This is a genomic window from Caulobacter sp. 05L422, assembly GCF_056397765.1.
In genome coordinates this window covers 1-23,204 of record NZ_JBFTOB010000033.1, presented here as the reverse complement: position 1 = coordinate 23,204, position 23,204 = coordinate 1, and the positions used below count along the sequence as shown (strand labels likewise).

Here is a 23,204-nt window from a genome sequence, read left to right as displayed (position 1 = left end):
CTCCGGAAAACGCCCGCCGCGCCGTTTGGGGGAGCCTGGCGCGGCGGGCCTGGACGGGTTCGATCAGGGGCGGGTCACCGTCCCGCTGACGGAACGCGTCGAGCCGTCGTAACCGGTGCGCGAATGGTCGTAGCTGACCGTGCCGTCGTGGTTGTCGACGACGTTGGTGCTGCGGCTGGCCGAGGCGCCGTTGTTGAACGTGCGGCTCGCCCCGCCGTGATAGGCGCCATCGCCCCAGCTGGCGTTGCGGTTGCTGGCCACGCCGCGGCCGGAATTGGTCTGGGTCCCGCGCGACACCGAGATCGCGCCGGGTTGGCGGCTGACATCGCGGTTGTGGACATAGCCGTGGCCGCGCGCGCCTTGGACGCTGACGAAACGGCCGTGCTGGCCGGCTTGGGCGGGCACGGCGATCATGGCGGCGAGAACCGCCAGGGACGAGAGGCCGGCGGCCAGGATGGAAGTCTTACGCATGATGGCTCCATGGGGAGTGGGTCGGTGTCCCTCGACGCCGCCATCTGACCACCGCCGCGCAATTCCCGGTTTGCTCGCGCCCAACGAAGTGTGTCGAAGTGTAAACGGGCCCGGCGGCGGCTTCCGCTGGGCGAAGGCTTGAGGCATCTCCTTGGCCATGGCCGACAACACGCTGATCGCGGTCGTGGAAGACGACGCCGAAATCCGGGACCTGACCTTGGGGCTGCTGCGCCGCGAGGGCTACGAGGTCGTGGGCTGCGCCGACGCCGAGGCCTTCGACCGCCTGGCCGCCCGCCGCCGGGTGGACTTGGTGCTGCTGGACATCATGATGCCCGGCGAGGACGGCCTGTCGGTCTGCCGTCGCCTGCGGACGGCCGGCGACATAGCAATCCTGATGGTCACCGCCAAGGGCGACGACATCGACCGGGTGATCGGCCTGGAGATCGGCGCCGACGACTATCTGTCCAAACCCTACAATCCGCGCGAGCTGCTGGCCCGGGTGAAGGCGATCCTGCGCCGCACACGCGAGGTCCATCGGGTTGCCAGCGCCCCGCCGGGCGAGGTGCTGGGCTTCGCCGGCTGGCGGCTCGACACCGCCAGCCGCGACCTGACCGATCCCGACGGAAAGCCCGTGGTCCTGACCGGCGGCGAGCACGACCTGCTGATGGCCTTCCTGCGTCATCCCCAGCGGGTGCTGAGCCGCGACCAACTTCTGGACTGGACCCGGGGTCGCAGCGCCGAGCCGTTCGACCGCGCCGTCGACGTGCTGCTCAGCCGCCTGCGCCGCAAGCTGGCCGAGGGTCCTGGCGGCGGCGCCCTGATCAAGACCGTGCGCGGCGGCGGCTACCTGTTCAGCGCACCGGCCGAGCGGCTCCAGCCATGATGCTGTCCGACAACCTCTCCACGCGCATGACGGCCATCCTGCTGGCCGGACTGGCGGTCATGCTGGTGATCGGCGCGGCCCTGCTGGTCTGGCCGCAAGGTCGGGGCGAAGGCGGGGTGCGCTTCTATCAACTGCCCCGTCCGTCCGAGGCCCGGGCCATCGTCGAGGCGGTCGAGGCCAGTCCGCCATCGGCCCGGTCCAAGGTGGTCAAGGCGTTGGACACCGGGGTTATCCGCACCACGCTGGAGGCCGATTTCCTGCCCCTGCAGCTGCGCGCACGGGCCGCCGACGCGGGCGATCCCGGCTATCAGGCCTATCGACAGGCGCTGGGCGCGCGGGACCTGCGGATCGACATCCGGCGCGGCGGCCGGTTGCGCCAGGACGCCCTGCCCGGCCGCCAGGCCCTGCGGCTGTCGGTGCGGCTGGCCGACGGCGAAGTGCTGGTGCTGCGTCGCCGCGCGCCGGAGACGGCGCGGCAGTTCTTCAGTCGGGTCTCGCTGGCCGCCGCCGCCCTGCTGGTCGTCACCCTGCTGATGCTGACCCTGGCCGTGCGCCAGACCACCCGGCCGGTCAGCCAGCTGGCCCACGAGGTCGCGCGGTTCGGCGACAACCTGGACGCCAAGGCCCTGCCGCTGCGGGGTCCCCGCGAACTGCGCGAACTGTCCGCGGCCTTCAACACGATGCAGGGGCGGATCCGGAGCCTGATGGACGAGCGCACGCGGATGCTGGCGGCCATCGCCCACGACCTGCGCACCTACCTGACCCGCCTGACCCTGCGCGCCGAGTTCATCGCCGACGAGGCCCAACGCGCCAAGGCCGGAAGCGACCTGGCCGAGATGGCCCAACTGCTGGACGACACCCTGCTGTTCGCCCGCCAGGACGCCGGACGCGGCGACGGCGCGCGGTCGGTCGACGTCCGCCACGAGCTCGAGACCCTGGTCGCCTTGCGCCTCGAGATGGGTCAGGCGGTGCTGCTGGCGCCCGAGGCGGCCGGCGCGGCCTGGGCCTCGCCCCTGGCCCTGCGCCGCATGGTCGACAACCTGATCGACAACGCCGCCCGCTACGGCGGCGCGGTGACCGTCGACGCCCGCCCCTTCGGACGCCGCGTCGAGATCATGGTGCTGGACGACGGGCCGGGCCTGCCGGTCGAGATGCTGGAAACCCTGACCGCCCCGTTCGAACGCGGCGAGGCCTCGCGCAACCGCCGCACCGGCGGGGCCGGCTTGGGCCTGTCGATCGTCCAGGCCCTCGCCAAGGGCCAGGCCGGCCGCCTGACCCTGGCCAACCGTCCCGAAGGCGGGCTGGCGGCGACGATCGAGCTGCCTTCCGGACCGCCGCGAGCCTAGGGCTTGCGATAGAGCTCCGCCTCGATGATCCCCAGGCCGCCGCCGGCCGCCACCTTCTCGGCGCCGGTGTCGAGGCCGGCGCGGGCACCGGTGATCTCGACGATCTTGCCGAAGGCGTCGCGGTCGACCGTGGGGCCGATCAGGGCGATGCGCAGCTTGCGGCCCTTCGCCGGCTTCAGCGGCAGGGTGACGTAGCCCAGGCTCTTGGCGGGCAGGCCCTCGTAGACCGTCACGCCGTCCATCGTGATGCGCAGCGGGTAAGAGCGCAGGCGCCAGCCGATCAGCTTCAGCACCACCTCGTCGACCACCTGCGGCTTGTCGAGCTGGTACTCGATCCAGGCGTTGGCCAGCTGGCCGTCGCTGGCCCAGTGGGTCATCTCGTCATCGTCGACGGTGAGGCCGACGGTGGCCTGGTTCGAGCCCGCCACGGTGGCGGCAGGCTTCAAGGCCACGCGGCGCACCTTGTACGACGGCGTCGAAGGCGTCGGGCCCCGCGCCAAGCTGACCGGCGGCAGGGCGTCGTTCGCCGCCGGAGCGGCGACCTCGAGAGACACGGTCGTGGACTTCAACCCTTCGGCCCGGGCCGTCACCGTGACCTTGCCCGCCTCCAGGGTCGAGCGCAGGGCCACGCGGTTGATCCCGGCCTCGACCGGCAGGTCGCGCGACAGGATGTAGTTGTCGTCGCCGCGCGAGGCGCCGGCGTAGGAGGTCACGCCGTCGACGGTGTGCGCCCCGGTGACGACCTCGCCCGACGAAGCCGGCGCCTGGGTCGGCTTGGCCCCGCCCTTGGAGTCGCCCTGGGCGATGCCGCCGCGCCATTCGGCCGGACCGGACACGTCGAACTTCACCAGGTCCAGCGCCGTGGGCACGCGCCGGCCCTGGGCGTCCACCGCCTCGACGTCGACCAGGGCGATGTCTGCCGCGTCGGCCTTCCAACCGAACGGACCGACATGCGGCGTCAGGCGCAGGGCCACGGCCGGTCCTGTGGTGACGCGCTCGTCGGACGAGACGATCTTGCCGCCGGCGTCGCGACCGACCGCGCGCAGGGTCCCCGGCGTCCAGGCCACGGCCTTGAAGGTGAACAGGAAGCCGTCCGACTTCACGCCCTTGCCCAGCGACTTGCCGTTCAGCAGCAGCTCGACGCTGTCGGCGCTGGAGACCACCAGCACGTCCTTGGTCACGCCCGGCGCGTAGTTCCAGTGGCCGATGATGTGGCTGCGCGGATGCTCGACGTCGACCCAGCCGTCCCACATCACCTGGTGGGCGTAGAAGCCCGCCTTGGGCAGGCGCATGGCGTCGACCTCGCCGCTGCGGCGGTAATTGTTGTCGCCGCGGAAGTGGGTGTTGCTGTCGGAGAAGATGATGTTGACCCCGCCCGAGCTGACGCGGTCGCCGCCGCCGGGCCGTTCGCGCCAGTAGTCGAACCAGCGGCGAACATCCTCGGCCGCGTGGCTGTCCTGGTTGCGGTTGTAGTCGGGGCTGTCGATGTGGAACGGCGGGGTGAAGTCGTCCTGGAACTTCCGGGCCGCCTCGTCGCGGGAATATTCCATGGCCCAGACCGGCTTGGTCCCGCTCTTGTTGATGTACAGCATCTCGCCGCCGTATTCGGCGACCTTGCTGGACAGCATCTCGCGCGAGCCGATGGCGCGGCCGCCGTGCGGGTCGAACTGGTCGCGGACGGCCTTCAGCTGCGCCATGTGCTCGTCGCTGATGTTCTCGTTGCCGCCCTCGTAGAACAGGATCGAGGGGTTGTTGCGGAAGCGGACGATGGCGTCGCGCATCACCTCGATCCGCTGTTCCCAGCGGCGGCCCGTGACGTCGCTCTCGGCGTCGCCGGCCGGCATGGCCTGGGGCAGGCCCACGCGGTCGGCGGACTCGACGTCCTGGGCGGCGGGCGTGATGTGCATCCAGCGCACCAGATTGCCGCCGCTCTCCACCATCAGGGCGTTGGAGAAGTCGCTGACCCACGGCGGGATGTCGGTTCCCAGGGCCGGCCACTCGTTGCTGGTGCGCTGGGCGTAGCCGTGCACCTGCATGACCCGGTCGTTGAGGAAGATCATCCCGTTGCGGAACTCGGTCTTGCGGAAGCCGGTCCGGGTGACGGCCGTGTCCACGGTCGCGCCGTTCTCCACCAGCTCGGTCGTGACCGCGTAGAGATAGCCGTAGCCCCAGCTCCAGAAATGCAGGCCCTTCAGCGGCGCTTGGGCCGAGACGGTGCGGGTCTCGCCCGGGGCCAGGGTGACGGTGGGGCCGTCGAACGCCCCAGCCGACTTGCCGTCGACGTCGCGCAGGCTCACCCGGTACTTGAAGGTGCGCGGTCGGTCGGACTCGTTGCGCACCTGCGACTCCGCATGGACCGTCGCGGCGCCGCCCTTGATGTCGAACCCGTCGGCCCAGACATAGACGCCGGTGGTGCCCAGGCTGGAATACAGCGGCAGGGTCTGGTGCAGGCTGTCGGTCAGGTGCAGGCGCACCGCCCGGTGGATCCCGCCGTAATTGACGTTGAAATTGTTGTTGTTCCACTGGAAGGCGCTGCCCGTGGCGCGCTCCTTGTACTTCCAGTCGCTGTCGACCCGCACGGCCACCACGTTGACGAACGGCGCGGGCTTCAGGGCCTTGGTGGCGTCGACGCCGAAGGCCGTGACGCCGTTCTCGTGGCCGCCGACCAGCACGCCGTTCACATAGACGTCGCCGGCTTGGCGCACGCCCTCGAACGCGATGAAGGCCTTGCCGCCGACCGCCGGCCCGGCGTCGGTCGGCAGGACCAGGCTCTTGCGGTACCAGACGATTGCGCCCTTCAGGTCGTGGATGTCGACCTTGAAGGCCTCGTCCTCGTTCCAGGCGCGCGGCAGGGTGACGGGCTTCCAGGCGGCGTCGTCGAAGTCGGGCTTCTCGGCGCCGGCGATATCACCCGTCGCCATCCGCCAGTCGTCATTGAAGCCTCGATCGACGCGGGGCGCGGCGGTGGCCACGCCGGCCAGGCAGAAGACGGCGCACAGCCAGCCCAGGATCGATCCCGAAACGCGTCGCATCGTGCCGCCTCCAAAATTGGCCAGGCCACTTTCAGGCCTTTCGCCACCTGTGGCTTGACATCCGGTACGCTGTCAAGCATTCTCATTATATCGGATGATGTTCCATATTGTGGAACTTTAGCCGCTGGGATTTGAACCTCGGTTCCTTCCCTCCCCACACACGCACTCGCCCGTTCTTCCCCCTATCCGGGCCAGCGGAGCACCTTCCGGTGCTCCGCTTTTCTTTTGCTCGAAGGATGGGGAGCACCCTCAGGTGCTCCGCTTTTCTTTTGCTTGGAAGTGGGAGGCGCTCGGGCGCTACCGCCCCAGGCAGCGCGGTCCGCCGAGGATCGGCTGGGCGCCGGTCGAGGCCGGATGGACGTAGGCCGAGACCGGCAGCTTCAGAAAAGCCAGGCGCGCGGCCACCAAGGCGGACGCCAGACGCGCCCCGCCCTCGTTGATGTGGGTGGTGTCGCTGATCCCCTGGGGATAGCGCGCGACGCCGTCCTGCGGGGTGTAGATCAGGTAGAAACCGCGCGAGCCCGCCTCGCCTCGCGCCTGCTGGGCGCCCATCATGTCGGCGTCCAGGTCGATCAGCGGCGTGTTGGTGGCCTTGGCCACGTCGCGCACCGCCACGGCGTAGGCGCCGTGGGTCTCCTGGACCTTGTCGCCGGTGAACACGTGCTTGGCGATCGGGGTCATCAGCACCGGCTGGCCGCCCTTGGCGCGGACGTCGGCGACGAAGCGGGTCAGGTTGTCGGTATAGGCGCCCTTGGGATCGGTGAAGCGGACGATTTTCACCCGGTCGGCGTCGTTGTGGCCGAAGGCGATCATCACGGTGTCGCCGGGCTGAACCTTCTCCAGCAGCCCGGTCCACAAACCCTCTTCGATGAAGGTCTTGGTCGAGCGGCCGCCGCGCGCCAGGTTCACCACCTCGACGCGGGGATCCAGCGAGCACTTCAGCACCATGCCCCAGCCCATCTGCGGATAGGCCGAGGCGCCGTAGTTGGCGGCGGTGGAGTCGCTGGCGATCAGGATGCGGGCGACCGGCGCGGCCATCGGCGGCGGCGGCGGCACGGCGGTCAGGTCCGGCGACGGCGCGCCCGGCGCGGCTGCGGAAGTCGCCGCCTGGGCCAACGCCAAGGCCGCGACCAGGGACGCCAGGCTCATCGCTCGACCTTCGCCAGGATGGAGCGGTCGATCTGGTCCAGGGTGTTGACGCCGGTCAGGGCCATGGCCACGCGCATTTCCTTCTCGATCAGGTCCAGCAGCTGGCTGACGCCCGGCCCGCCGCGCGCCGCCAGGGCGTAGACCCAGGCCCGGCCCAAAAGCACGCCCTTGGCGCCCAGGGCCAGCATCCGCACCACGTCCAAGCCCGAGCGCACGCCGCTGTCGGCCAGCACGGTCAGGCGATCGCCCACCGCCTCGGCGATGTCCGGCAGGGCGCGGGCCGAGGACAGCACCCCGTCCAGCTGGCGGCCGCCGTGGTTGGAGACCACGATGCCGTCCGCGCCAATGTCGGCGGCGGCCTTGGCGTCTTCCGGATCGAGCACGCCCTTGATGATCAGCGGGCCCTTCCAGAGGTCGCGGATCCACTCCAGGTCCTTCCACTGGATCGAGGGGTCGAAGTTTGCCCCCAGCCAGCCCATGAAGTCTTCCAGGCCCGAGTTCTCGCCCAGCACCGGCGCGACATTGCCCAGGGTGTGGGGCCGGCCCATGACGCCGACGTCCCAGGCCCAGCTGGGCTTGAACGCCGCCTGCACCAGCCGGCGCATGGCGGCGTTGGGGCCGCTCATGCCGGAATGGGCGTCGCGATAGCGGGCGCCGGGCACGGGCATGTCGACGGTGAACACCAGGGCCGTGGCCCCCGCGTCGGCCGCCTTGGCCAGCAGGTCGCGCATGAAGGCCCGGTCGCGCAGCACGTAGAGCTGGAACCAGATCGGCGTCGGGCTGGCCTTGGACACCTCGGCCAGGTCGCAGACCGAGACGGTCGACAGGCAGAACGGCACGCCCTTGGCGGCGGCGGCCTTGGCGGCCTGGCACTCGCCGCGCCGGGCGTACATGCCCGTCAGCCCCACCGGGGCCAGGGCGACCGGCAGGGCTTGGTAGTGGCCGAACAAGGTGGTCGACAGGTCGGCCTGGGAGACGTCCTTCAGCACCCGCTGGCGGAGGCTGAGGTCGGCCAGGTCCGAGACGTTGCGGGCCAGGGTCCGCTCGGCATAGGCGCCGCCGTCGATATAGTCGAACAGGAAACGGGGCAGCTTGCGCCGCGCCGCTTCCCGGAAGTCCGTCGTCGACGAGACGATCATCGCCGCTACTGCAGGTTCACGAACGCGCCGCCGTCGACCAGCAGGGCCGCGCCGGTCACGTACTTGGCCAGGTCCGAGGCCAGGAAGACGATCGGCCCGGCCAGGTCGTCGGGCTCGCCCAGGCGGCCCAGCGGGATGCGGCCGGCCATGTATTCGCGCTTGGCGACGTCGGCCAGGTCTTCCTTGTTGATCGCCGTCTCGATGGTGCCCGGCAGCACCGAGTTGCAGCGAATGCCGTACTTCCCGAGCGCGATGGCGGTCGATTGCATCAGGCTGTGCACGCCGGCCTTGGTCGGGGTGTAGTGGGTCTGCATGCCGCCGCCGACCAAGGCGCTGATCGAGCTGACGGCGATGATCGCCCCGCCGTCGCCCTGCTTGACCATCTGGTTGGCAGCCGCCTGCACCATGTAATAGGCGCCGAACAGGTTGACCTTCATCGTCCGCTCCATGACCTCGGGCGGCATGTCGAGGAAGGCGTGGAACGGGCAGATGCCGGCGTTGTTGACGAACACGTCGACCCGGCCGAACGCAGCGACGGCGGCGTCGACGAAGGCCTGGGCGGTGGCGACGTCGGCCACGTCGCCCTTCACGGCGATGGCGCGGCGGCCCAGGGCTTCGATCTGGGCGACGGCGTCGGCCGCGCCGGCTTCGTCGGAATGGTAGTTGATCGCCACGTCCGCGCCGTGTTGGGCGCAGCCGATGGCGGCGGCCTTGCCGATACCACCCGAGGCGCCGGTCACCAGCACCACCTTGTCCTTCAGAAGCATCGTTCCTCCACTATGTACTTGTCAGCGGCCTAGCGTTTCGCGGCCGCCCTCTTCTCGTTCCAGCCCAGCTCGACGCCGATGGCGTTGGCGCACTGGCGCACCGTCTCGGTCAGGTCGGCCATGCGCGCGTCGTCCATGTACTGGGCCGCGCCCGAGACGCTGATGGCCGCGACGATCGCGCCGCTGGGGCCGCGGATCGGGGCGGCGACGCAGCGGATGCGGTCTTCGTTCTCTTCAAGGTCGTAGGCCACGCCGCGCTTGGAATAGTCGCGCATCCAGGCGATCCACTGCTCTTCGTCGGGACCGTGCTCCGAGCGCGGACCTTCCTTGCGATAGAGCTCGCGCCAACGCTCCTCGGTCTCGTCCAGCACCAGGGCCTTGCCCAGGCCGGTCGAGCGGATCGGCTGGCGGTCGCCGACGCGCGAGCTGATGTTGATCCGCCTACGCCCGGTCAGCTTGTCCAGATAGTGGGCGCGGTCGTCTTCCATCACGCCCAGGTGGACGGTGTCCTCCAGCTCTTCCCACAGGCGCTCGAGATGCGGGCGGGCCAGGCGCGGCAGGTCCATCTGCTGGCCGGCCAGATAGCCCAGCTCCAGCAGCTTGGAGCCCAGGCTGTAGCCTTCGCGCGGGGTCTGGGCCAGCAGCCGGCGCTCGACCAGGGCGGTCGCCAGGCGGTGAGTCGTGCTGCGGGTCAGGCCCAGGCGCTGGGCCAGGGCGGGCAGGCCGATGGTGCCGGAATCGGCGACCACGTCGAGCAGGTCCAGGCCCCGGAACAGCGTCTGGCTGCCGCTGGGCGCCTTGCCGCCGGCACTGTCTTCCTTGGCTGCCACTGAGGCTCCCCTTGACGCGTCACGTTTCATTTTGTAGCACTCTCTCTCATAATATGGTACCTAGCGCAAGCGGCGAAGGCGACGATCCGGTCACCGAAAGTCAGGGCGCGCCACCGTGTCATAGGACGTCCCGGGGAGGTAGGCGCGGCCGCTCAAGGTTTCGCCAAGCATGTCGAAGGCCTTTGCCTCGCGATAAGCCCTCCTCTTCCTTTAAGTTGATCGCTTCCTCTTAGGAAGTGTCGGGCTGGAGCTGGTTTTTCCCATGCCGTTTCCCCTCATCAAGGCGGTTCGCGCCTATGTCGTCCGCGGCGGCGGGGCCGACTATCACGATCAGGGCGACGGCCACTGGATCGACGACCACATCGCCACACCGATGTCGCGCTATCCGGAATATCGCCAGAGCCGCCAGAGCTTCGGCATCAACGTGCTGGGCACGCTGGTCGTCGAGATCGAGGCAGCCGACGGCACGATCGGCTTCGCGGTGACCACCGGCGGCGAGCCCGCCGCCTACATCGTCGAAAAGCACCTGGCTCGCTTCCTGGAAGGTCGCGATCCCGCCGAGATCGAGAAGATCTGGGATCAGATGTACTTCTCCACCCAGTACTATGGCCGCAAGGGCCTGGTCGTGAACGCCCTGTCAGGCGTGGACCTGGCGCTGTGGGACCTGCTGGGCAAGCTGCGCCAGGAGCCGGTCTATCACCTGCTGGGCGGCAAGGTCCGCGACGAGCTGACCTTCTACGCCACCGGCGCGCGGCCCGACCTGGCCCAGAAGATGGGTTTCATCGGCGGCAAGATGCCCCTGCACCACGGCCCGGCCGAGGGCGAGGAAGGCCTGCGCAAGAACCTCGAAGAACTGGCCACCATGCGCGAGCGCACCGGCGAGGACTTCTGGCTGATGTTCGACTGCTGGATGGCGTTGGACCTGAACTACGCCACCAAGCTGGCCCACAAGGCCCACGAGTACGGCCTGAAGTGGATCGAGGAAGCCCTGAGCCCCGACGACTACTGGGGCTATCGCGACCTGAAGAAGAACGCCCCCAAGGGCATGCTGGTCACCACCGGCGAGCACGAGGCCACCCGCTGGGGCTTCCGCATGCTGCTGGAGATGGAGTGCTGCGACATCATCCAGCCCGACGTCGGCTGGTGCGGCGGCATGACCGAGCTGGTGAAGATCTCCAACCTCGCCGACAGCCGCGGCGTGATGTGCATCCCGCACGGATCGAGCGTCTACAGCTACCACTTCGTCACCACGCGCCATAACAGCCCGTTCGCCGAGTTCCTGATGATGGCCCCCAAGGCCGACGAGGTGGTGCCGATGTTCCACCCGCAGCTGATCGGCGAGCCCGTGCCGGTGAACGGCAAGCTGAAACTCTCCGACGCCCCCGGCTTCGGCGTCGAACTCAATCGCGAGGTCGGTCTGCACCGGCCTTACGCCCGCTAAATCCCCCGAAAGACTAGACCCATGAAACTGCTCCGTTACGGCCCCCGCGGCGCCGAAAAGCCCGGCCTCCTCGACGCCGACGGCAAGATCCGCGACCTGTCGGGCGTGGTGTCCGACATCACCGGCGCCGAGCTTTCGCCCGCCAGCCTCAAGAAGCTGGCCGCGATCGACCCCAAGTCGCTGCCGCTGGTCGAGGGCTCGCCCCGTTACGGGGTGCCGGTGAACGGCATCAGCAAGTTCATCGCCGTGGGCCTGAACTTCGCCGACCACGCCGCGGAGTCGAACCTGCCGATCCCCGAGGAGCCGGTGCTGTTCACCAAGGCCGTCAGTTGCCTGACCGGCCCGAACGATCCGGTGATGATCCCGCGCGGTTCGCTGAAGACCGACTGGGAAGTCGAGCTGGGCGTCGTGATCGGTTCGCGCGCCTGCTACGTCTCGGAAGCCGAGGCCCTGAACCACGTCGCCGGCTACGTGCTGATCAACGACGTCTCCGAGCGCGCCTTCCAGATCGAGCGCGGCGGCACCTGGGACAAGGGCAAGGGCTGCGACACCTTCGGTCCGGTCGGCCCCTGGATGGTCACCTCGGACGAAGTGGGCGACCCGCAGAACCTGGGCATGTGGCTGGACGTCAACGGCCAGCGCAAGCAGGACGGCTCGTCCAAGACCATGATCTTCCCGATCAGCAAGCTGGTCTCGTACATCAGCGAGTTCATGACCCTGGAGCCGGGCGACCTGATCACCACCGGCACGCCGCCTGGCGTCGGCATGGGCCAGAAGCCCGAGCCCGTCTATCTGAAGGCCGGCGACCAGATCCGCCTGGGCATCGAGAAGCTGGGCGAGCAACGCCAGATCGTCGTCGCCTGGTCGAAGGAAGGCGTCGCGTGAGCACCGTCTACCCCAATCGTTTCGCCGGCCGCACGGCCGTCATCACCGGCGGCGCCTCGGGCCTGGGCAAGGCCGTGGCCGCGCGCATCGTCGCCGAGGGCGGCGAGGTCTCGCTGTGGGATCTCGACGCCGAAGGCCTGAAGGCCGCCGCCGCCGAGGTGGGCGCCAAGCACGTCGTCGCCCTGGACGTCTCCGACCAGGCGGCCGTCTCGGCCGCCGCCAAGGCCGCCAACCAGGCCCTGGGCCGCATCGACGTGCTGGTCGCCTCGGCCGGCATCACCGGCGCCACCGCCCCGGTCCACGAGTACCCGCTCGACAGCTGGCGGCGGGTGATCGACATCAACCTCAACGGCCTGTTCTACTGCTGCCGCGAGGTCGCGCCGTTCATGATCGCCAACGGCTACGGCCGGATCGTCAACGTCGCCTCAGTGGCCGGCAAGGAAGGCAACCCCAACGCCAGCGCCTATTCGGCGTCGAAGGCGGGTGTGATCGGCCTGACCAAGTCGCTCGGCAAGGAACTGGCGACCAAGGGCGTGATCGCCAACGCCCTGACCCCGGCCACGTTCGAGAGCCCGATCCTGGAACAGCTGCCCAAGAGCCAGGTCGACTACATGCGCGGCAAGATCCCGATGGGCCGCCTGGGCGAGATCCACGAGAGCGCGGCCATGGTCTGCTTCATGGCCAGCGAAGAGTGCTCGTTCACGACGGCTTCGACCTTCGACACCTCCGGCGGCCGCACCACGTTCTAGGGAAAGCGGAGCGATGACCTATCTCGGCCCGATCATCGACCCGCACATGCACCTGTGGGACCTGGACCGGCATTACTACAGCTGGCTCCAGGACACCCCGCTGCCGAACAACCCGGCCGGCGACATGTCGCCGATCGCTTACCGTTCCTATGGGCTCGACGACTACCTGGCCGACACCGCCGGCTGGAACGTCGTCCAGACCGTCCACGTCGAGTGCGGCCTGCCGCCCAAGGACCAGCTGTCGGAGACTGACTGGCTGCAGGGCCTTGCCGATACCCGAGGGGTGGTCGGGGGCATCGTGGCCGGCGCCAATCTGGACGATCCCCGCGTGGAGCCGCTGCTCGAGGCCCACGCGGCGCGGGCCAATGTTCGCGGCGTCCGCCAGATCGTCAACTGGCACGCCGACCCGGCCAAGACCTACGGCCCGCGCGATCTGCTGCTGGATCCGCAGTGGCGGCAAGGCTACGCCCTGCTGGCCAGGTACGGCCTGTCGTTCGACCTGCAGCTCTATCCCTCGCAGATGGCGACGGCCGCCGCCCTGGCCGGCGCGAACCCGGACATCCCGGTGATCGTCAACCACGCCGGCATGCCGACCGACCGCGACGACGCCGGGCTGAAGGCCTGGCGCGACGGCCTGGCCCTGCTGGCCCAGCGGCCCAACGTCAGCTGCAAGATCTCGGGCCTGGCCATGATCGACCGGACCTGGACCGTCGACAGCCTGCGCCCCTACGTGCTGCAGGTCATCGAAACCTTCGGCCCCAACCGCTGCATGTTCGCCAGCAACTTCCCGGTCGAGAAGGTGCACGGGTCGTTCGGCGGCTTCTACGAGGCCTATGACGCGATCACGGCGGACTTCGGCGAAGCCGAGCGGGCCCTGCTGTTCGGCGGAACAGCCGCCCGCGTCTACCGCCTGCCGCCGCCCACCACCTGAACAACCACAAAAGCAAAAACGGGAGGACACGATGAGCATCCAGGACCGGCCCCTCGCCTTCCGCATGCAGCTCAAGGCCGGCGTCGCCGCCGAATACGAGCGCCGTCACAACGAGCTGTGGCCCGACTTGGCCGCCGCCCTGCGCGACGCGGGCATCCACGACTATTCGATCTTCCTGGACGAAGGGACCATGAGCCTCTTCGCCGTGCTGCGCCTGCGCCCCGACAACAAGAAGGACGCCCTGCCGCTGCAGCCGGTGATGAGGCGCTGGTGGGACTACATGGCCGACCTGATGGAGGTCCACCCGGACAACAAGCCCGTCGAATGGCCGCTGAAGCCCGTCTTCTACTTCGAGGGCTGAGGATGACCCGTCCGTTCCTCCGCGCCCTGAGCCTGGCCACGGCCCTGCTGGCGACCACCGCCTTTGTCGAGCCGGTCTGGGCCGAGCCCGCGCGCTACACGATGACGGCGTTCACCAACGCCAGCCAGTCGAACATGAGCGTCTACGACTCGGCGGACGGGACGCGGTTCACGCTGAAGAAGCCGCTGGCCTACACCCCTCCCAAGGGTCTGATCCGCGATCCCAGCGTGATCAAGCACACCGACGGCTGGTACTATGTCGCCTACACCACCGGCTGGGCCGGAAACACGATCGGCCTGGCCCGCAGTCGGGACCTGACCGACTGGACCTTCCTGCGCGACGTCACTGTCGAAGTCCCCGGCGCGACCAACAGCTGGGCGCCGGAATGGTTCGTCGACCAGGACGGCTCGGTGAACCTGATCCTGTCTGTCTCGACCACCGGCCAGCAAGGCAGCTTCCAGCCCTATCGCATCACCGCGACCGACGCCTCGCTGGCGGCCTGGAGCGCGCCCAAGCCGCTGGCGGGCCTGGGCCCCAACTTCATCGACACCTTCGTGGTGCGCGAGGGCGGGCTCTACAACGCCTTCGCCAAGAACGAGACCAGCAAGTTCGTCGAGCTCTACACCGCCCCGTCGCTGGACGGACCGTGGCAGCCGAAGGGCTCGGGCGACTGGGCCGGCTGGGGCAGGTTCCTGGAAGGCCCCGCCCTGACCCGCGCCCCCGACGGCGCCTGGCGGATCTATTTCGACGAGTACATGTCCAAGCGGTACTGGTACTCCGACAGCAAGGACGGCTTCCGCACCTGGACGCCCAAGACCGAACTGCCGGAGCTTTCCGGCACGGTGCGCCATTTCACGGTGCTGAAGGAAGGCGGCGATCAGGCGGTCGCGGCCAAGCCCGCCGAAGCCCACAAGATCACCTGGGACAAGTACTCGCTGAAGGTCGACGACCAGCGCGTCTTCTCGTGGGGCGGCGAGTTCCACCCCTTCCGCGTGCCCAGCCCCGACCTGTGGCGTGACATCCTCCAGAAGATGAAGGCCAGCGGCTACAACACCGTCGCCATCTATTTCGACTGGGGCTACCACTCGCCCAAGCAGGGGGTCTACGACTTCAACGGCGTGCGCGACATGGATCGCGTGCTGACCATGGCCAAGGAAGAAGGCCTCTACGTCATCACCCGCGCCGGGCCCTATGTGAACGCCGAGCTGACGCGCGGCGGCTTCCCGGGCTGGATGGTCAACCAGCAGGCCAGGGCCCGCACCGACGCCCCGGAATACATCACGGCCGCCGACGAGTGGCTGACCCAGATCAACGCGGTGATCGCCCGCCACCAGCTGACCACCGGCCAGGGCACGGTGATCGCCCACCAGATCGAGAACGAGCTCGACGTCGTCGGCGCCCCGCAGCAGCGCTACATGCAGTGGCTGTACGACAAGGCCAAGGCCGACGGCATCACCGTCCCGATCTTCCACAACGACAAGGGCCGCAACGGCTATTGGGTGCCCAAGGACTCCAAGGTCCCCGGCACGGTCGAAGGACCCAACGACCTCTACGCCTTCGACGGCTATCCGGGCGGCAGCTGCAAGGTCGACTCCACCCCGTCCAGCCCCGGCGTCGCGCCGGACTGGGGCCTGTACGGTCCCGGCGGGGCCAAGGGCGGCGCCTCGGCCAGCCCCAACACGCCCGGCTTCGCGGCCGAGTTCGGCGGCGGCTGGTTCGACTATTGGGGCAGCAATGGCGACTACGACTGCACCGCCCAGCATCGCGGTGTCGGCTACCAGCGGGTGTTCTACGCGACCAACATCGCCAACGGCATCACGCTGCAAAGCTTCTACATGACCTATGGCGGCACCTCGTGGGGCTGGCTGCCGGCCCCGGTGGTGTTCACCTCGTACGACTACGGTTCGGCCATCGACGAGACGCGAGGCCTGCGCGACAAGATCCGCGTGATGAAGCAGATGGGCGAGTTCATCAACGCCGTGCCGGACCTTGCCCGCATGGACAAGGGCGAGGCCGTCACCCCGTCCAACGACAAGGTCCGCGTCTATCACAACGTCAACGCCGAGACGGGCAGCCACCTCTATGTGGTCGTCCACAACCCCAGCAGCGCCACCGGCGACGAGGCCTTCACCTTCAAGGTGAAGACCCGCGACGGCGAGTACGTGGTCCCCTCGCGGATCAAGGGCCAGGACAGCAAGATGCTGATGGCTTCGTACGACCTGGGCGGCCAGCGGCTGGTCTATTCGACGTCCGAGATCCAGACGCACCTGAAGTGGAACGACGGCGACCTGGCCCTGCTCTATGGCCGCGCCGGCGAGGCGGGCGAGACGGTGCTGCGCTATGCGTCGGCGCCGAAGGTCGAGGTCCTTGAGGGCGACGTCGCCCAGGTGTTCGACGCCGCCAAGGGCGATCTGAAACTGACCTACGCGCACAAGGGCCTGGCCCGCGTGCGGATCACCGGCGGCGGTCGGCCGCCCCTGACCCTGCTGCTGGCCGACGCCGAGACCGGCCAGACCTTCTGGCGTCGTGACGCCCTGCTGGTGCGCGGCCCTGGCCTGGTGCGCGGCGACGCGACCAAGGGCGGCGTGCTCAGCCTGACCGGCGATACCGAGACCGACAGCCCGCTGGAGGTCTTCGCGCCCAAGGCCGTGACGACCATCCGCTGGAACGGCGCCAAGGTCGCGACCAAGGCCACCGCTTCGGGGAGCCTGCTGGCCGACAAGCCGCTGGCCGGTCCGGCGGCGATCACCGTGCCCGACCTGGCCACGCTCGATTGGAAGACCGCCGCCGGCACGCCCGAGGCCGATCCCAAGTTCGACGACGCTTCGTGGCTCAAGACCGAAGGCCGCCGCAGCGGCTCGACCGTGCGCGGCCCCACGGGCCAACCGGCGCTGGATATGAGCGCCTATGGCTTCCACCAGGGCGACGTCTGGTATCGCGGCCGCTATCAGGGCAAGCCCGACATCGACACCCTGACCCTGCACTACGGCGGCGGCGGCGCGGGCATGCTGCAGGTCTGGCTGGACGGCCGCTTCCTAGGCCAGCACGAGCTGGACGGCGGCCTGCCGCGCCCGATCACCACGGGCGTGGCGACCTTCAAGCTGCCCGAGGACCTGCGGGGCGCCGGCGAGCACGTGATCTCGGTGATGGTCCGCAACAACGGCCACAACTGGGACCTAGACGCCGACGACTTCCACAAGGAGGCTCGCGGCCTGATCTCGGCCTCGCTGTCCAGCCCGACCAGCTACAGCTTCGCCGTGCCGATCGCCTGGAAGATCCAGGGCAATCTGGGCGGCGAGGACATCCAGGACCCGGTGCGCGGCAACGCCAACAACGGCGGCCAGTACGGTGAGCGCATGGGCTGGCACCTGCCCGGCTTCCCGGATGCGACCTGGACCAAGGCAGACATGGGGACCAAGGCCGACATAGCCGCCACCAAGCCCGCCGCCGGCACCACCTGGTACCGCACCCGCTTCGACCTGAACCTGCCCAAGGACCAGGACACCACCCTGGGGCTGACGATCGGCGATCCCACCGTCCCGCGCTCGCCGGGCCGCTACCGGGTGCTGATCTTCGTCAACGGCTGGAACATGGGCCAGTTCATCGCCAACGTCGGCCCGCAGCGGACTTTCGTCCTGCCCCCGGGCATCGTCGACCTGCACGGCAAGAACACCCTGGCCCTGGCCGTGACCAGCGACGGCGCCCCCGGCGACGCCCTGGAGAGGGTGAAACTCGTAAGCCTGCGCACCGTGCGCGGCGGCATCCCCGTCGCCCGCGTTCCCGCGCCCGATTTCAAACCCTGAACTCTACCTTGCTTGGGCGCTCCCCCGCCCGAGCCAAGACTTTCCAAGGAGACTACCCCGTGCCCAATCTCGCTCACGGCCTCGAGGCCAAGGACATCAAGGCCAAGATCGCCCTGCTGATCAGCAATCTGGTCGACATCCAGGACGAGACCGGCGAGTTCCTGCTGCGCCTCGACGACGGCCGCGTCATCGACACCAAGGGCTGGAACGACTGGGAATGGACCCACGGCGTGGGCCTGTACGGCCTGTGGAAGCAGTACGAGATGACCGCCGATCCGCGGGCGTTCGAGATCATGACCCAGTGGTTCGCCGACCGCTTCGAGGCCGGCACCCCGACCAAGAACATCAACACCGTCTCGCCGTTCCTGACTCTGGCCTATCTGTACGAGGCCACCGGCGACCACACCTACCTGCCCTATCTCGAAACCTGGGCCGACTACGTGATGTACGAGGGTCCGCGCACCGAGGAAGGCGGCTTCCAGCACATCGTCTTCAACAGTGAGAACCCGCAGCAGCTGTGGGACGACACGCTGATGATGAGCGTCCTGCCGCTGGCCAAGATCGGCCTGCTGCTGGGCCGCGACGACTTCGTCGAGGAGGCCAAGCGCCAGTTCATGGTGCACGTGAAGTACCTGGCCGACCGCAAGACCGGCATGTGGTTCCACGGCTGGACCTTCGAGGGCCGGCATAACTTCGCCGACGCCCTGTGGGCCCGCGGCAACTGCTGGGTGACGATCGCCATCCCGGAATTCATCGAGCTCTTGGACCTCAAGCCCGGCGACGCCCTGCGCGACTTCCTGATCGACACGCTGGAAGCCCAGATCAAGGCCCTGGCCCGCTATCAGGACCGCGAGACGGGTCTGTGGCACACCCTGGTCGACGACAACACCTCGTACCTGGAAGCCTCGGCCACGGCCGGCTTCGCCTACGGCGTGCTGAAGGCCGTCCGCAAGCGCTACGTCGGTCGCGAGTACCAGGAGCTGGGCGTCAAGGCGCTGAAGGGCGTCCTGGCCAACATCGACGACAAGGGCGAGCTGCAGCAGGTGTCGTTCGGCACCCCGGTGTTCGACACCCTGCAGGGCTACAAGGACATCCCCCTGACCTCGATGCCCTACGGCCAGTCCCTGGCCATCCTGGCCCTGGGCGAGTTCCAGCGCGCCTTCATCTAAGCGCCGCGCCCAGCGTCGGGCTGGGTCCCTTCTATCAGTCGGAAAGATACGCAAAATGGCGACGCCGGAACCTCGCAAACCCTCCTGGATCAACTACTGGGGCTGGGGTTCCGGCGACATGCTGGGGGCCGGCGCGCAAGCCGTGATCACCGGCTGGCTGGCCTATTTCTTCATCACCTTCTGCGGCCTGTCGGCGGTCGAGACCGGCCTGATCCTGGGCCTGCCTCGGCTGCTGGAGGCGATCACCTGCCCGCTGATCGGCTACATCTCGGACAACCTGCGCCACACCTGGATCGGGCGGCGGATCGGGCGGCGCAAGATCTTCCTGATCCTGACCATCCCGCTGCTGCCCAGCTTCGCCCTGATCTTCGTCACGGGCCAGACGTTCGCCTACTACCTGGTGACGTTCATCTTCTTCGAGTTCCTCTACACGATGTTCCTGATCCCGTGGGAAACCCTCGCGGCGGAAATGACCAAGGATTACAAGGAGAAGGCCAAGTTCGCTGGCGCGCGGATGCTGATCGCCCAGAGCTCGGCGATCCTGGCGTCCTACCTGCCGACCCTGATCATCAACCACTTCGGCGGCAAGGACTCGTCGGGCACCTTCCTGATCATGGCCGCGATCTTCGGCGGGCTGTTCAGCCTGGTCGTTCTGCTGGTCGTGCTGTTCACCTGGGAGCGGCCCTACACCGAGGCCGAGAAGCTGATCCAGCCCGAGCCCATGGACTGGGCCAAGGCGGCGCTGATCCCGGTCAACATGTTCCGCGACCTGTTCTCGACCCTGCGCATCAAGGCCTTCCGCCAGCACCTGTCGCTCTATCTGGGCGGCTACATCTCGCAGGACATCTTCAACACCGCCTTCCCGCTGTTCGTGGCGACGGTGATGATGGGGGCCACCCTGGTGATCTCCCAGTTGATGACCACCATGTACGTCGCCCAGCTGATCTCGGTGATGATCGCCATCAATGTGGTCATCCGCACCGGTCCGACCGTCGCCTACCGCCTGGCCATCAGCTCCGTCGGCGCGGCCCTGCTGCTGTTCCTGGCCTTCTACCTGATCAAGCCGGCGGGCTTCGCCGAGGGCCTGACGGCGATGGGCGGCAACCTGTTCAGCGCCGCCAATCCCATGGTGCTGTTCTGGCTGTTCGTGCCGATCATCCTGGCGGGCCTGGGCCGCGGCACGCTGAACTTCGTGCCCTGGAGCGTCTACAACTACCTGCCCGACATCGACGAGGCGGTCACGGGCCAGCGCCGCGAGGGCATCTTCGCCGGAGTGATGACCTTCGTGCGCAAGATCGCCCAGTCCGGGGCCATCCTGGTCACCACCTCGCTGATCGGCCTGGGGGGCTATGTCTCCGCCGACAAGGCCCACCCCGGCGTGGCCGTGGTCCAGTCTCCCGAGGCGGTGCGCGCCGTGGTGCTGGTGATGGTGGGCGGGCCGATCCTGGTGATGCTGTGGGGCCTCTGGATGTCCTGGTCCTTCCGCCTCAACGCCAGGACCCACGAGGTCCTGATCCACGAGGTCGAGCGCCTGCGGGCCGGCGAGACGCAGGCCGAGAGCGAGGAGTCCAAGCAGATCGTCGAGAACCTGACCGGCTGGCGCTTCGAGCGCCTGTGGGGGCGCGGCTAGGGCCGCGCCCTCAAGCGCCTACCCCTGACCGGGGATCGGCAGGCGTTCCATGATCTCCACCGAGTCCCCGGGGAAGATCGCGAAGTGGGGGTGGTTCGCGAACATGGCCGCCGCCGCCTCGTGGGACTCGGCCTGGACGATGATGTAGCCGGCGACCCGGTTGCGGATGTCGCTGACGCCGTCGGCCGCCGTCTTCTTGGTCTTGCCCACCGGGCCGCCGTGATCGACAACCGCCGCGGCGTGATCGGCCATCCATTGGCCCCAGGCGGCCATGCCCTTGTCCTTGGTCTCGTCGCTGATCGTGCTGGGATCCATCGGGGCGTCGGAGCCCATGTAGAGGGCCAGGAACGTCTTCATCGCCATCTCCCTTGGTCGGCGGGCTCCCCTTTCGCGGGGATTGGGCGGAGCCTAGCGCCTTCCTCGCGACAGGAGACATGAAAGATTGGCGACGTAGCCAAGCCGACTAATACTCAGACAAAACAGCCGAGTGAAGATCGGATGGCGTCGTCGAGACTGGGCCTGAAGCTGGCCTCCGCTGGAGGCCTGGCGGGACGGCAAGTGGATGGAGGTGGCCAAGAACCCCGCCCCGCTGGCCAACGGCGTGGACCGCACGACCTGGCGCCGATCACGACGACGAAGCTGCGGGCGGTGTTCGATCTCACGCCGGGCAAGGACATGCGGCTGATCGAGATGAAGGTGTTCTGAGAACCGGTTGGGGACATGCACATGTGCATGTCCCCATCACAGCCTCGAACCTAGTTCAGATCCAGCACCACCACCGACTTGCTCGGCAGGGTCGCGGTCAGGGTGTCGCCCTTGATCGAGGCCGCCGTGAAGGCCGCCGGCTTGACGGCGTTCGGGGCCTCGAAGGTGTTGTGGGCGCTCATGGTCGGGGCCGTCAGCACCCGGCCCTTGGCGGTCTTGCCGCTCACGCCCGAGAGCTTGACCGTCACCGTCGCCGACTTGTTCGGATCCAGGTTCACCAGCGCCAGGTGGACCACGCCGGCGGCGTCCTTGCCCGCCGAGGCGCTGACCGCCGGAACGCTGGACTTGCCCATCGTATAGGCCGGGCTGTTCAGCTCGACCGGCAGCGAGGTCGCGCCCTGGAAGGGCTTATACAGGTCGTAGACCCAGTAGGTCGGGGTCAGGACCATCTTGTCCTTGTCGGTCAGGATCATCGCCTGCAGCACGTTGACCATCTGGGCGATGGCCGTCAGCCGCACCCGGTCGGCGTGCTTGTGGAAGATGTTCAGCGTCGCACCGGCCGCCACCGCGTCGCGCATGGTGTTCTGCTGGTACAGGAAGCCCGGATTGGTGCCCGGCTCGACGTCGTGCCAGATGCCCCACTCGTCGACGGCCAGGCCGACCCGCTTCTTGGGGTCGTACTTGTCCATGATGGCGGTGTGCTTGGTGATCAGCTCTTCCATGCGCAGAGCCTGGAACATGGTGTCGGCCCAGACCTGTTCGTCGAACTGAGTGGCCGAGCCCTTGTTCTCCCACTTGCCGCTGGGGATCGTGTAGTAGTGGACGCTGATCTGATCCATGTTCTTGGCCGCGCCGGCCATCAGGGTCTCGGTCCAGCTGTAGTCGTCGCTGTTGGCGCCGCCGGCGATCTTCTCGGTCTTCGTCCCCTTCGGCACCCGGATGAACTCGGCGAAGTTGCGGTAGAGGTCGGTGTAGTGGGCCGCCGTCATCTGGCCGCCGCAGCCCCAGTTCTCGTTGCCGACCCCGAAGTAGTCGAGTTTCCAGGGCTTATCGCGGCCGTTGGCGCGGCGCATGTTGGCGATCGTCGAACTGGTCGGCGAGACCATGTACTCGACCCACTCGGCCATTTCCTGCGGCGAACCGGTGCCGACATTGCCGGCGACATAGGTCTTGGCGCCGATCAGCTCGGCGAACTCCATGAACTCGTTGGTGCCGAAGCTGTTGGGCTCCTCGACACCGCCCCAGACGACATTGACCTTGGTCGGGCGCTTGTCGCGCGGGCCCACGCCCTCGCGCCAGTGATAGTCGTCGGCGAAGCAGCCGCCGGGCCAGCGGACCAGCGGCACCTTGATGGCCTTCAGGGCTTCGACCACGTCGGTGCGATAGCCCTTGGTGTTGGGGATCTTGCTGTCCTCGCCGACCCACACGCCCTCGTAAATGCCGTGCCCCAGGTGCTCGGCGAACTGGCCGTAGACTTCGGGCTGGATCACCGGACCGGGCTGGTCGGCGCGCAGGGTGGCGGTGACGGCGGTCTGGGCCGCGGCGGCTCCCGCGCCCATCAGGGCGGCGGTGGCCAAGCCGGCGACGAGCGCGTGCTTCAGCGTGGTCAGCTTCAAGATATTCTCCCTAGGGCTCGCCGTTAGCCGGCGTTTGTCTTCGGTGTGTTAGGTCTAGTGGTTGTCCCTTGGCAGGCCCTTGGTCTGGGCGATGCGCTGGTACTTGACGGCCGGCTCCAGGACCGCGCCGGTCTCCATCTGGCCGACGATGGCCCGCTGGATCTCCTGCCAGGGCGTCTGGCTTTCCGGATATTTGAAGCCGCCGGCCGCCTCCAGCGCCTTGCGCCGGGCGACGATCTCCTCGGGGGTGACCAGCACGTCGACCCGCGACTTGCGCAGGTCGACCCGCACCCGGTC

Annotated in this window: 19 protein-coding genes and 1 pseudogene; 11 read left to right on the top strand and 9 right to left on the bottom strand. The window is 68.3% G+C overall.

Translation table 11 applies throughout. The features are described from left to right. Positions 1–63: 63 nt before the first annotated feature. Positions 64–471, bottom strand: a complete 408-nt coding sequence (locus AC1DMQ_RS24455) for a hypothetical protein (RefSeq protein ID WP_477036137.1) — start codon at positions 469–471, stop codon at positions 64–66. A gap of 157 nt (positions 472–628) precedes the next feature. Between AC1DMQ_RS24455 and AC1DMQ_RS24450 the strand changes: the two genes are divergently transcribed. Beyond that, complete coding sequence (locus AC1DMQ_RS24450; protein ID WP_477036136.1) at positions 629–1,354, top strand: response regulator; 726 nt, start codon at positions 629–631, stop codon at positions 1,352–1,354. Next, on the top strand, positions 1,351–2,700 hold the full coding sequence (locus AC1DMQ_RS24445; protein WP_477036135.1) for an ATP-binding protein: 1,350 nt from the start codon (positions 1,351–1,353) through the stop codon (positions 2,698–2,700). The genes AC1DMQ_RS24450 and AC1DMQ_RS24445 overlap by 4 nt, the downstream gene beginning before the upstream one ends. On the opposite strand, the gene AC1DMQ_RS24440 is transcribed toward AC1DMQ_RS24445, so the two are convergent. The 5 genes from AC1DMQ_RS24440 to AC1DMQ_RS24420 all read right to left on the bottom strand — a co-directional run bounded on the left by AC1DMQ_RS24440 (position 2,697) and on the right by AC1DMQ_RS24420 (position 9,617). Continuing rightward, on the bottom strand, positions 2,697–5,732 hold the full coding sequence (locus AC1DMQ_RS24440) for a DUF4982 domain-containing protein (protein ID WP_477036134.1): 3,036 nt from the start codon (positions 5,730–5,732) through the stop codon (positions 2,697–2,699). The genes AC1DMQ_RS24445 and AC1DMQ_RS24440 overlap by 4 nt on opposite strands. Before the next feature lie 297 nt (positions 5,733–6,029). Then, entirely contained in the window at positions 6,030–6,881 is an 852-nt protein-coding gene (locus tag AC1DMQ_RS24435; RefSeq protein ID WP_477036133.1) for a rhamnogalacturonan acetylesterase, read from the bottom strand. Next, complete coding sequence (gene lldD / locus AC1DMQ_RS24430; protein ID WP_477036132.1) at positions 6,878–8,020, bottom strand: FMN-dependent L-lactate dehydrogenase LldD; 1,143 nt, start codon at positions 8,018–8,020, stop codon at positions 6,878–6,880. The genes AC1DMQ_RS24435 and lldD overlap by 4 nt, the downstream gene beginning before the upstream one ends. Positions 8,021–8,025: 5 nt before the next feature. Continuing rightward, positions 8,026–8,787: an SDR family NAD(P)-dependent oxidoreductase gene (locus tag AC1DMQ_RS24425; protein ID WP_477036131.1), complete on the bottom strand. Its 762-nt coding sequence runs from the start codon at positions 8,785–8,787 to the stop codon at positions 8,026–8,028. Between the two features lie 29 nt (positions 8,788–8,816). Next, the gene (locus AC1DMQ_RS24420; protein WP_477036130.1) at positions 8,817–9,617 is read right to left on the bottom strand and encodes an IclR family transcriptional regulator; all 801 of its coding nucleotides are present in this window, start codon (positions 9,615–9,617) and stop codon (positions 8,817–8,819) included. A 262-nt stretch (positions 9,618–9,879) separates the two neighbouring features. Here AC1DMQ_RS24420 and rhmD point away from each other — a divergent pair, with 262 nt between their 5' ends. From rhmD to AC1DMQ_RS24380, 8 genes are read left to right on the top strand one after another with little or no spacing between them, the layout of a single operon-like run. Continuing rightward, on the top strand, positions 9,880–11,058 hold the full coding sequence (gene rhmD, locus AC1DMQ_RS24415) for an L-rhamnonate dehydratase (RefSeq protein WP_477036129.1): 1,179 nt from the start codon (positions 9,880–9,882) through the stop codon (positions 11,056–11,058). 21 nt (positions 11,059–11,079) lie between these two features. Then, entirely contained in the window at positions 11,080–11,943 is an 864-nt protein-coding gene (locus AC1DMQ_RS24410) for a 2,4-didehydro-3-deoxy-L-rhamnonate hydrolase (RefSeq protein WP_477036128.1), read from the top strand. Then, positions 11,940–12,692: an SDR family NAD(P)-dependent oxidoreductase gene (locus AC1DMQ_RS24405; protein WP_477036127.1), complete on the top strand. Its 753-nt coding sequence runs from the start codon at positions 11,940–11,942 to the stop codon at positions 12,690–12,692. Before AC1DMQ_RS24410 ends, AC1DMQ_RS24405 begins: the two co-directional genes overlap by 4 nt. A gap of 13 nt (positions 12,693–12,705) precedes the next feature. Next, positions 12,706–13,623 carry an amidohydrolase family protein gene (locus tag AC1DMQ_RS24400; protein ID WP_477036126.1) on the top strand — a complete coding sequence of 306 codons (918 nt, stop codon included), beginning with the start codon at positions 12,706–12,708 and terminating at the stop codon, positions 13,621–13,623. 31 nt (positions 13,624–13,654) lie between these two features. Beyond that, positions 13,655–13,984 (top strand): L-rhamnose mutarotase, encoded by a 330-nt coding sequence (rhaM, locus tag AC1DMQ_RS24395; RefSeq protein ID WP_477036125.1) that lies wholly within the window; start codon positions 13,655–13,657, stop codon positions 13,982–13,984. A 2-nt stretch (positions 13,985–13,986) separates the two neighbouring features. Next, a complete protein-coding gene (locus tag AC1DMQ_RS24390; protein ID WP_477036124.1) occupies positions 13,987–17,787 on the top strand; it encodes a beta-galactosidase in 3,801 nt (1,266 codons plus the stop codon). 59 nt (positions 17,788–17,846) lie between these two features. Then, positions 17,847–18,956 carry a beta-galactosidase BglB gene (bglB, locus tag AC1DMQ_RS24385; protein WP_477036123.1) on the top strand — a complete coding sequence of 370 codons (1,110 nt, stop codon included), beginning with the start codon at positions 17,847–17,849 and terminating at the stop codon, positions 18,954–18,956. Positions 18,957–19,011: 55 nt separating this feature from the next. After that, entirely contained in the window at positions 19,012–20,586 is a 1,575-nt protein-coding gene (locus AC1DMQ_RS24380; RefSeq protein ID WP_477036122.1) for an MFS transporter, read from the top strand. An 18-nt stretch (positions 20,587–20,604) separates the two neighbouring features. Here AC1DMQ_RS24380 and AC1DMQ_RS24375 read toward each other — a convergent pair whose 3' ends face one another. Beyond that, positions 20,605–20,943: a YciI family protein gene (locus AC1DMQ_RS24375; RefSeq protein WP_477036121.1), complete on the bottom strand. Its 339-nt coding sequence runs from the start codon at positions 20,941–20,943 to the stop codon at positions 20,605–20,607. 141 nt (positions 20,944–21,084) lie between these two features. Here AC1DMQ_RS24375 and AC1DMQ_RS24370 point away from each other — a divergent pair, with 141 nt between their 5' ends. Further along, positions 21,085–21,291, top strand: coding sequence for a hypothetical protein (locus AC1DMQ_RS24370; protein WP_477036120.1), 207 nt, complete (start codon positions 21,085–21,087; stop codon positions 21,289–21,291). 50 nt (positions 21,292–21,341) lie between these two features. Here the strand turns inward: AC1DMQ_RS24370 and AC1DMQ_RS24365 are convergent, their stop codons facing one another. Continuing rightward, on the bottom strand, positions 21,342–22,907 hold the full coding sequence (locus AC1DMQ_RS24365; protein WP_477036119.1) for an alpha-N-arabinofuranosidase: 1,566 nt from the start codon (positions 22,905–22,907) through the stop codon (positions 21,342–21,344). A gap of 54 nt (positions 22,908–22,961) precedes the next feature. Beyond that, positions 22,962–23,204 (bottom strand): annotated as a pseudogene (locus AC1DMQ_RS24360) (dihydroxy-acid dehydratase); the annotation flags it as partial.

What these genes read in the sequence shown, in the direction of transcription:
- AC1DMQ_RS24455 (WP_477036137.1), bottom strand. Translation starts at nt 471, where the DNA reads ATGCGTAAGACTTCCATCCTGGCCGCCGGCCTCTCGTCCCTGGCGGTT.
- AC1DMQ_RS24450 (WP_477036136.1), top strand. Translation starts at nt 629, where the DNA reads ATGGCCGACAACACGCTGATCGCGGTCGTGGAAGACGACGCCGAAATC.
- AC1DMQ_RS24445 (WP_477036135.1), top strand. Translation starts at nt 1,351, where the DNA reads ATGATGCTGTCCGACAACCTCTCCACGCGCATGACGGCCATCCTGCTG.
- AC1DMQ_RS24440 (WP_477036134.1), bottom strand. Translation starts at nt 5,732, where the DNA reads ATGCGACGCGTTTCGGGATCGATCCTGGGCTGGCTGTGCGCCGTCTTC.
- AC1DMQ_RS24435 (WP_477036133.1), bottom strand. Translation starts at nt 6,881, where the DNA reads ATGAGCCTGGCGTCCCTGGTCGCGGCCTTGGCGTTGGCCCAGGCGGCG.
- lldD (WP_477036132.1), bottom strand. Translation starts at nt 8,020, where the DNA reads ATGATCGTCTCGTCGACGACGGACTTCCGGGAAGCGGCGCGGCGCAAG.
- AC1DMQ_RS24425 (WP_477036131.1), bottom strand. Translation starts at nt 8,787, where the DNA reads ATGCTTCTGAAGGACAAGGTGGTGCTGGTGACCGGCGCCTCGGGTGGT.
- rhmD (WP_477036129.1), top strand. Translation starts at nt 9,880, where the DNA reads ATGCCGTTTCCCCTCATCAAGGCGGTTCGCGCCTATGTCGTCCGCGGC.
- AC1DMQ_RS24410 (WP_477036128.1), top strand. Translation starts at nt 11,080, where the DNA reads ATGAAACTGCTCCGTTACGGCCCCCGCGGCGCCGAAAAGCCCGGCCTC.
- AC1DMQ_RS24400 (WP_477036126.1), top strand. Translation starts at nt 12,706, where the DNA reads ATGACCTATCTCGGCCCGATCATCGACCCGCACATGCACCTGTGGGAC.
- rhaM (WP_477036125.1), top strand. Translation starts at nt 13,655, where the DNA reads ATGAGCATCCAGGACCGGCCCCTCGCCTTCCGCATGCAGCTCAAGGCC.
- AC1DMQ_RS24390 (WP_477036124.1), top strand. Translation starts at nt 13,987, where the DNA reads ATGACCCGTCCGTTCCTCCGCGCCCTGAGCCTGGCCACGGCCCTGCTG.
- AC1DMQ_RS24380 (WP_477036122.1), top strand. Translation starts at nt 19,012, where the DNA reads ATGGCGACGCCGGAACCTCGCAAACCCTCCTGGATCAACTACTGGGGC.
- AC1DMQ_RS24375 (WP_477036121.1), bottom strand. Translation starts at nt 20,943, where the DNA reads ATGAAGACGTTCCTGGCCCTCTACATGGGCTCCGACGCCCCGATGGAT.
- AC1DMQ_RS24370 (WP_477036120.1), top strand. Translation starts at nt 21,085, where the DNA reads ATGGCGTCGTCGAGACTGGGCCTGAAGCTGGCCTCCGCTGGAGGCCTG.